General features: G+C 43.8%; 10 protein-coding genes. 6 read left to right on the forward strand and 4 right to left on the reverse strand.

What is annotated here, in order from left to right; genetic code table 11:
- The 6 genes from WC615_RS21340 to WC615_RS21365 all read left to right on the forward strand — a co-directional run.
- A partial coding sequence (locus WC615_RS21340; protein ID WP_372980077.1) for a tol-pal system YbgF family protein occupies positions 1–563 on the forward strand: 563 nt, incomplete at its 5' end.
- A 142-nt stretch (positions 564–705) separates the two neighbouring features.
- Entirely contained in the window at positions 706–1203 is a 498-nt protein-coding gene (gene ribH / locus WC615_RS21345) for a 6,7-dimethyl-8-ribityllumazine synthase (protein WP_372980078.1), read from the forward strand.
- Positions 1204–1439: 236 nt separating this feature from the next.
- Positions 1440–1769, forward strand: coding sequence for a bacillithiol system redox-active protein YtxJ (gene ytxJ / locus WC615_RS21350; RefSeq protein ID WP_372980079.1), 330 nt, complete (start codon positions 1440–1442; stop codon positions 1767–1769).
- 469 nt (positions 1770–2238) lie between these two features.
- Positions 2239–3117 (forward strand): lipoyl synthase, encoded by an 879-nt coding sequence (gene lipA, locus WC615_RS21355; protein ID WP_372980080.1) that lies wholly within the window; start codon positions 2239–2241, stop codon positions 3115–3117.
- Positions 3118–3141: 24 nt separating this feature from the next.
- Positions 3142–3696 (forward strand): RNA polymerase sigma factor, encoded by a 555-nt coding sequence (locus WC615_RS21360; protein WP_372980081.1) that lies wholly within the window; start codon positions 3142–3144, stop codon positions 3694–3696.
- A gap of 35 nt (positions 3697–3731) precedes the next feature.
- Complete coding sequence (locus tag WC615_RS21365) at positions 3732–4523, forward strand: anti-sigma factor domain-containing protein (protein ID WP_372980082.1); 792 nt, start codon at positions 3732–3734, stop codon at positions 4521–4523.
- A gap of 240 nt (positions 4524–4763) precedes the next feature.
- Here the strand turns inward: WC615_RS21365 and WC615_RS21370 are convergent, their stop codons facing one another.
- The 4 genes from WC615_RS21370 to uvrA all read right to left on the reverse strand — a co-directional run.
- Positions 4764–6269 carry an NAD(P)H-hydrate dehydratase gene (locus WC615_RS21370; RefSeq protein ID WP_372980083.1) on the reverse strand — a complete coding sequence of 502 codons (1506 nt, stop codon included), beginning with the start codon at positions 6267–6269 and terminating at the stop codon, positions 4764–4766.
- A 40-nt stretch (positions 6270–6309) separates the two neighbouring features.
- Positions 6310–6564 carry a Txe/YoeB family addiction module toxin gene (locus tag WC615_RS21375; protein WP_372980084.1) on the reverse strand — a complete coding sequence of 85 codons (255 nt, stop codon included), beginning with the start codon at positions 6562–6564 and terminating at the stop codon, positions 6310–6312.
- Positions 6561–6812 (reverse strand): type II toxin-antitoxin system Phd/YefM family antitoxin, encoded by a 252-nt coding sequence (locus tag WC615_RS21380; RefSeq protein ID WP_372980085.1) that lies wholly within the window; start codon positions 6810–6812, stop codon positions 6561–6563. The genes WC615_RS21375 and WC615_RS21380 overlap by 4 nt, the downstream gene beginning before the upstream one ends.
- Before the next feature lie 60 nt (positions 6813–6872).
- Positions 6873–8612, reverse strand: a 1740-nt coding sequence (gene uvrA, locus WC615_RS21385) for an excinuclease ABC subunit UvrA (RefSeq protein ID WP_372980086.1), incomplete at its 5' end; no start/stop codon positions are given.

The raw sequence follows: 8612 nt of genomic DNA on the forward strand, positions 1-8612 counted from the left end.
TTGTTATTATGGTTGTTATTTACATTGCATACCTTAAACTTTACCTTGCACCAAGGGAAACTACAGCTGCAAACCAAATGCACGTAGCGCAAGATTTTTGGGCTAAAAAAGATTGGGACAAAGCCATAAACGGCGATGCCGGTTACCCTGGCTTCAAAAAAATAATAACTGATTACAGCAACACTAAAGTTGCCAACCTTGCTTACTTTTACTTAGGTACTGCTTATTTAAACAAAGGCGAATACCGCCAGGCAATTGATAACTTAACCAATTACCGTGGTGATGATAACATGGTTGCAGCCGAAGCTTTAGGCAGCACCGGTGATGCTTATGTTGAATTGAAAGATTACGACAAAGCTGAAACCTACTTCAAAAAAGCGGCTGATAAAGCAAGCAACAAATTCCTTTCTCCGTTTTATTTAAAGAAACTGGGTTTGGTTTACGAAGCTAAAAAAGACAACAAATCTGCAGCGGATACTTACAAAAAAATAAAAGCTGATTATTTTGACAGCGCCGAAGCACAAAATATTGACGAGTACATTGCCCGCGTTGACGCGAAGTAATACCAGATACTAACAAAACTTTATAATGCCTGCCTCAAAAGCAGGCATTATTTATTTAAACCAATTTCTATCTTTACCCCGGCATTTGCGATACATAGATTTTCAAATCCAAAATCGTAGATCCGAAATCTAAAATCAAGGAATGGCTACTCAATTAAAAAACCTGTCAGATTTTTCAACCGCGAGCGAGATCCCATCGGCCCAAGGCTACAGCTTTGGCATTGTGGTTGCCGAGTGGAATGCTGAAATAACAAACGCCTTATACCAGGGCGCTTATGATAGCCTGATCAAATACGGTGCAAGACCCGAGAACATACACTCGTATCCTGTACCCGGCAGCTTTGAATTAACAGCCGGAGCCGAGCTACTATTAAAAAATAAAAAGCTTGATGCCGTTATAACCCTGGGCTGCGTGATACAGGGCGAAACCCGCCATTTTGATTTTATTTGCGCGGCAGTTGCAAACGGAGTAACAAATGTTGCCATAAAATATTCGAAACCTGTTATATTTGGTGTATTAACCACTGATAATCAGCAGCAGGCTGTTGACCGCAGTGGTGGTAAACATGGCAACAAAGGCGATGAAGCAGCTGTAACAGCTATTAAAATGGCTAAACTGAACGAAACTTTAATAGGTTAAACCCGTATAAATATTTAGTTTAATAAACATAATGAAGAAGATCTTATACATAGCAATTATAGCACTGGCACTGGGTAGCATGGTTTCATGCTCAAACAAATTATGCCCTGCATACGGTTCATACCCCAGCCACCGTTAAAAGCAGCTTTTTGTCATTTTTTACCCTTAGCCTAAAACTAAAACCAGTTTTACATTGTTTTTACGTTTGAACAGGCACTATATATTACTTTTGTTTTATGGAATGGATATCGTTGGAAACGGCTGATCAACTGGATAATATTAAACAGCAACAAGGCTACAGCCTTATTTTTAAACACAGCACGCGCTGCTCTATCAGCATGATGGCTAAAAGGCGATTTGAGCTTGACTGGGATAACCTGCCTGCCGATATGCCCCTTTACTTTTTAGACCTGATCAAACACCGCGACCTATCTAACAAAATAGCCGTTGATTTTTCGGTTTACCATGAGTCGCCGCAGATGCTGTTGATAAAAGACGGCGAATGCATCCTCGACCAATCGCACGGCGCTATCTCTGTAGATGAAGCCATGAGTGTACTGGCTTAATAAGAGAGAAGCAAGATTTTAAGAGTCAGGAATCAAGACAAAAGATATATGATCCGCAGGAATTATTCTGCGGATTTTTTGTGTTAGGAAACCTGGTAATTTCGCCCTTGTTGGTGTTGTCACCAACAACCGCCATGCATCCATGCTGTGCCTACGTTCACCGTCCTAAAGGTTGTTGGTGACAACACCAACAACGGCAGAATAGATTTTATATTCACTCGTCATTGCGAGGTACGAAGCAATCTCCCGATAGACATGAGCACATGCAAAGCGTTTATGCATAGTTAGAGATTTAGCCGTTGTTGGTGTTGTCACCAACAAGCCGCCATGCATCCAAACTGTGCCTACATTCACCGTCCTAAAGGTTGTTGGTGACAACACCAACAACGGCAGAAACATTTTATCGTTTTTACGTAATATTCATTTACAAGCCGGGTGCACATACTTTATTTTTAACTAATTTTGTAGCATGATAGATTTGCCTGTAGTACCCGCCAACCAGCCGCAGCGTAAGCCCGATTGGTTAAGGGTTAGGCTTCCGGTAGGGAAGGAATACGCCCACGTACGTGGCCTGGTTGATGAGCATAAACTGCATACCATTTGCGAAAGCGGTAATTGCCCTAATATGGGTGAGTGCTGGGGAGCCGGTACTGCTACGTTTATGATACTGGGCAACATCTGCACCCGTTCGTGCTCGTTTTGTGCAGTTGCAACAGGCAGGCCTTTGGCAGTTGATACCGACGAGCCAAACCGTGTGGCTAACTCAGTTAAACTGATGCAGGTAAAACATTGCGTTATTACCTCGGTAGACCGTGACGACCTGAAAGACGGCGGTTCCATTATCTGGGCCGAGACTATCAATGCCATCCGCCGCGAAAGCCCGGATACCACGCTTGAAACTTTACTGCCCGATTTCCGTGGCATTTGGGATAACCTTGACCGTGTGCTGGAAACCCGCCCCGAAGTAGTATCGCATAACTTAGAGACCGTACGCCGCTTAACCCGCGAAGTACGTATACAAGCCAAATACGACCGCAGCCTTGAAGCACTGAAACGCACATCGGCCGCAGGCGTCCGTACCAAATCGGGCATTATGCTTGGCCTGGGCGAGCGCGAAGAAGATGTACTGGAAGCAATGGACGACCTGTTGGAAGCCGGCGTACACATCCTTACTTTAGGCCAGTACCTCCAGCCAACCCGTAACCACCACCCGGTTATTGACTGGATACACCCTGATCAGTTTGCAAGCTATAAAGAATGGGGGTTGAAGAAAGGTTTTAGGTATGTAGAAAGCGGCCCGCTGGTACGCTCATCATACCATGCAGAAAAACATTTGTTTGAAATGTAATAATTCCTTTATATCTTCAACACGTTGAGCCCCAAACGCAAAATATCGCTATCTGAAGAGGAATTAATTCTTGCTTTGCGCAACCGTGAAAAGATCGCGGTTGAGGCTTTGTACGATATGTACTCCGCCTCGTTGTTTGGTGTTATTTCGCGTATTATTACTGATGAGGCTATCGCCGAGGATACTTTACAGGAAACTTTTGTAAAAATATGGCATTCGTTTTCGGGCTATAGCAGTGAAAAAGGCCGCTTATTTACCTGGATGGTAAATATCGCACGCAATTTAGCTATTGATAAGGTTCGGTCGAAAGATTTTAAGAACCAAAGCAAAAACCATGAGCTTGAAAATAACGTAACTTTCATTGACGAACAAAAGAATACAGTTTACAAGCCTGAGTTATTGGGCATCAGGGATTTGGTATCTACCTTAAAACCTGAACAAAGATCAATTCTCGACCTCGTGTATTTTAAGGGCTATACCCATGTGGAAGCTGCCGAAGAACTCGGGGTACCCCTGGGCACCATAAAAACACGGTTAAGAATGGGGATACTTCAACTCAGAAAACATTTTAATGAATAGTGGAAAACGTTAAGGCATATATTGAATCCGGCATTTTGGAACTTTACGTTCTGGGCGACATCAGCGCAGAAGAAAAGTTGCAGGTGGAAGATATGGCCACGAAATATCCTGAGATAAGAGACGAAATTACAGAGATCGAGAGATCGATGGAGTTTTATGCCGAAGAACATGCCATTGAACCGCCGGCAGATTTACGCCAGCGCGTTTTAGGTAGCCTGCTGGTTAATTTAGGTGATGACAGGATATTTACCAAAGCCGTTACCCACCAGGACGACGACCATGTTATAAGCTTACCGCCTGCACGCGTAAACAGCTTTTATAAATACGCGTTTGCCGCTTGCTTAACTTTATTACTGATAAGCGTTTATGGTTTAATAAACCTTTACAGCAAACTACAGGATTCAAACACGCAGCTTACGGCCCTGCAAACAGATAAAATACGCATTGTCAACCAGGTTAACCTGATGGATAGCCAGCTGAATATGTACCGCGATACTACCTACAAGGTATTGAGGCTAAAAGGCCTGCCTAAAACACCAACCGCTGCCATGATACTGGCCTGGAATTCGGTTAGTAAAAAGGTGATGGTTGATGTACAAAGCATGAACCTGCCTAAGCACGATAACAAACACCAATACCAGTTATGGGCGCTTGTTGGCGGCAAACCTGTAGATATGGGCGTGTTTGACAAACCCGCCGCTGATACAGCAGGTGTAAAGGAAATGAAAGCAATTGCATCGGCACAAGGTTTTGCTGTAACATTAGAACCCATGGGCGGCAGCATTAACCCAACCATGGACCAGATGGTGGTTATTGGCCAATTTTAAAAATATTTCACCGAACGCTTATCAGCCGTTTTGCGCAATGCAGAGCGGCTTTTTTGTTAAAAAATGTTAAATTCCTGTCAAAAACGGCTCAAATTATAAAACAAAAAAATATTTAGCGTTGTTACTGTAACTAATATATGCGTTGTACGTCATATATACACTTAGTTAGAAGTATTTAGTTCTTTATAAGATCAGTTAATAGTTTGAAAAGCGAATGTTTGATACTGACATTCGCTTTTTTTATGCCTTTAGTTTTGCCATGGTTACCGGCAACCGGGCAATGATATTTGTAGGGAGTACAGCATATAAACGATTTGGCAGCGCCAACTCATCTCCTGCCTTACCATGAATATAAACCCCTAATAAACAGGCATCCTGCGGGGTATATTGCTGCGCTAACAGGGAAGTAATAACACCTGTAAGCACGTCTCCCATCCCACCGCTTGCCATAGCCGCGTTGCCGGTTGAATTAAAGTACAGCCTCTCATTTGGCGTAGCCGTAATAGTATAAGTATTTTTAAGGATGATGTAAATATTGAGTTCGTTAGCCTTCGCTTTTGCGGTTTGCAGGCGCTGCCACCAACTGGTATGCTCCCCAAACAAACGGTCGAACTCTTTCATGTGCGGCGTAATAATGCTCCCGGCAGGTAGCTTTTTTAGTAAGGCCTTGTTTTCTGCCAATACATTTAACGCGTCGGCATCTACAACAATGGGCCTGCTATAATTTTTGCAGATAGCTTTTAATAGCTTTAATGTTTCGGGTTCTTTACCCAGGCCGGGGCCAATGCCTATAGTGCTATATTTATCCCATTTTATATCCGGTAGTTTATCCTCCCTGCGCAGCAGGGCCATTACCTCGGGCATTGAACTGTTCAGCGCAACCAATCCGCTTTGCGGGATGCAGGCAGTTGTTAGCCCCGCACCGGCATGCGCACATGCTGATGAGGCAAGCAATGCTGCCCCCATGGTTTCGTCTTTACCGGCGATGATAAGCGCATGCCCGTAGGTGCCTTTATTGCTGAAGCGTTTACGTAGCTTAAGCAATTGGTGCGCGTCGCGTTCCTCTACCAAAAAGTAGGGTGTGTCGGCGTTATTGATGAACTCTTCGCTCAGCCCTATTTTAACCACCTCGCAGCAGTTTATATACGGGCCGGATTCAGGCAACAGGAAATTGATCTTTGGTTGTTGAAAGGTGATCACCAGGTCGGCCATTAAAACGGTAGCGTTTTTGGCGATCTCACCATCGGTGTAAAAACCGGTAGGTACGTCAACAGCAACAACTGTTTTTTGCAGGCTGTTCAGGTAGCCTACTAACTTTTTATAATCGCCGGCAAGTGGTTTATTAAGGCCGGTGCCCAACATGGCGTCAATAATTATATCCGCAGTTTCCCGGGGCGTTTCAGAGCCGTTTTTTAGCGTTTGAAAGGCGATTTTTGCCGTTTTTAGTCGCTTAAAATTCCCGTTAAAGTCGTCGCTTGCCTTATCGCTAAAGCGGCATATCTTTACATCGATATTGCAGTAACCATGGTCGCACAAAATGCGGGTAATGGCCAAACCGTCGCCGCCGTTGTTGCCGGTTCCGCAGTAAACCGCAATGGTTTGTTTCTTATCCTGGAAGTGATTGATGAACCAGCCCACAAAAGCTTTTGATGCCCGCTCCATCAGCTCGATAGAGCTTATAGGTTCATGAGCTATGGTATAAGCATCAGCTTCGCGAATTTGCTTTGATATGAGTAAAGGCAACATATATCCTAAAGATAGGATTTATACGTTTTGTTTTGGGGAATTAATAATGATATCTGCATTGCAGAACCACAATAGCATCATTATCTATTTTATAAACCAAACGGTGTTCTAAATTTATTCTTCTTGACCACCATCCGGCAAGGTTATGCTTTAAGGGTTCTGGTTTACCATTGCCTTCAAACGGCAGCCTTTCAATTTCCTTAACTAATGCGTTTATCTTTTTTAAGGTTGCTTTATCTGTACCTTGCCAGTATAAATAATCTTCCCATGCCTGGTCAAGAAAAACTATTTTCATTCTTCAATCAAGCTTCTTTCTGTACCAGAACCTTTTTCATAATCCTGAATACCCTGTAATAAACGTGCAGCATTTGTCGGGCTTTTTAGTAAGTAAAAAGTTTCCTCCATACTTTCATAATCAGATTTTGAAAGCACCACCACATCTTCGCCATTAGCGCTGGTCACAAAAAGCGGAGAATGACTGTTTCGCACCTTATCCAAATAAGATTTTAACTGCTGCCTGAAATTTGTGTATGTAGTAATCATGCTGATCGATTTTTATAAAGATAAAACAAGTATTTGTATTGTACAACTTCCTGTACATTATTACTTTATCCCCATTTCCTTCTTCAAAAACTGCCCTGTAAAACTCTCTTTAACCTTGCATAAACCTTCTGGCGTGCCACTGAACAGTATTTTACCGCCGCCCGAGCCGCCTTCCGGGCCAAGGTCAATCACATGATCAACAACCTTTATAACATCCAGATTGTGCTCTATAACCAGCACGGTATTGCCTTTATCAACCAATTGGTACAATACGCCAAGCAATACGTTAATATCCTCGAAGTGTAAACCGGTTGTAGGCTCATCTAATATATAGAAGGTATTGCCTGTATCTTTTTTACTTAGCTCGGTCGCCAGTTTTACACGCTGCGCTTCACCGCCGGATAATGTGGTGGATGATTGCCCAAGCGTAATATACCCCAAACCCACATCAAATAGGGTTTTTACCTTACGATAAATGGACGGAATATGCTCAAAAAACGGTGTTGCATCTTCAATACTCATATCCAGCACATCGCTGATAGATTTACCCCGGTAGCGTACTTCAAGTGTTTCGCGGTTGTACCTACGGCCGCCACATTCCTCACATGGCACCTGTACATCAGGTAAAAAATTCATTTCTATCACCTTTTGGCCTGCACCCTGGCAGGTTTCGCAACGGCCACCCTTTACGTTGAACGAGAAGCGGCCGGGTTTGTACCCGCGTATCCTCGACTCGGGCAGCGCCACAAACAAGTTGCGTATATCGGAGAATACACCTGTATATGTAGCCGGGTTTGATCGCGGTGTACGGCCAATTGGCGTTTGGTCTATCTCAATTACTTTATCAATATGTTCCAGCCCTTCAATTTTCTCATACGGCAGCGGGTGTTTTTTGGCGCGGAAAAAGTGGTGATTCAGTATTGGGTACAGGGTTTCGGTTATTAAACTCGATTTTCCACTGCCTGATACACCTGTTATCCCAATCAGTTTCCCTAACGGGAAATCGACAGAAACCTTTTTCAGATTATGCCCGGTTGCTTTTTTAAGTGACAGTATTTTACCATTACCTTCGCGGCGTTCTTTAGGGGTAGCAATTTCCCGCTCGCCATTAATGTATGATGTGGTGAGGGTATGATGGCTCATCAGTTCGGCAGGTGTGCCTTGTGCAACAATCTGGCCACCATGTACGCCTGCTGCCGGCCCCATATCTATCACGTGGTCGGCCTCCAGTATCATATCTTTATCGTGCTCTACAACCAAAACTGTGTTACCCAGATCGCGCAGGTTTTTAAGCGCATTTATTAAACGCTCGTTATCGCGCTGGTGCAGTCCTATGCTTGGCTCATCTAAAATGTACATTACATTCATCAGTTGCGAGCCTATTTGCGTGGCCAGCCTGATACGCTGCGCCTCACCACCCGAAAGGGTTTTGGCGGTACGGTCTAATGTTAAGTAGCTCAGACCTACATCCAGCAAAAAGCCAATACGAGCGCGAATTTCTTTTAATATCTCTTTAGCAATAACGTTCTGGCGTTCGCTCAGCCTATCTTCTAAACCAGTGTACCACTTATCAAGCGTGGTGATATCCATGCAGGCCAACTCAAAAATATTCTTCTGATCAACCTTAAAGTGCAGCGATTCCTTTTTTAAACGGGCGCCTTCGCAGGTGGGGCAGGTGCGCAATACACGATAGTTTTCCATATCGTCCATACCCTCGTCGTTGCGGCGCTCCTGCTGCTCTTCAAGCATCCGGATGATACCATCAAACGAGATCTGGTAGTTTTGCACGTTCCATTTATT

The sequence above is a fragment of the Mucilaginibacter sp. genome, from assembly GCF_041663085.1.
Classification (GTDB): Bacteria; Bacteroidota; Bacteroidia; order Sphingobacteriales; family Sphingobacteriaceae; genus Mucilaginibacter.

What these genes read in the sequence shown, in the direction of transcription:
- ribH (WP_372980078.1), top strand. Translation starts at nt 706, where the DNA reads ATGGCTACTCAATTAAAAAACCTGTCAGATTTTTCAACCGCGAGCGAG.
- ytxJ (WP_372980079.1), top strand. Translation starts at nt 1,440, where the DNA reads ATGGAATGGATATCGTTGGAAACGGCTGATCAACTGGATAATATTAAA.
- lipA (WP_372980080.1), top strand. Translation starts at nt 2,239, where the DNA reads ATGATAGATTTGCCTGTAGTACCCGCCAACCAGCCGCAGCGTAAGCCC.
- WC615_RS21370 (WP_372980083.1), bottom strand. Translation starts at nt 6,269, where the DNA reads ATGTTGCCTTTACTCATATCAAAGCAAATTCGCGAAGCTGATGCTTAT.
- WC615_RS21375 (WP_372980084.1), bottom strand. Translation starts at nt 6,564, where the DNA reads ATGAAAATAGTTTTTCTTGACCAGGCATGGGAAGATTATTTATACTGG.
- WC615_RS21380 (WP_372980085.1), bottom strand. Translation starts at nt 6,812, where the DNA reads ATGATTACTACATACACAAATTTCAGGCAGCAGTTAAAATCTTATTTG.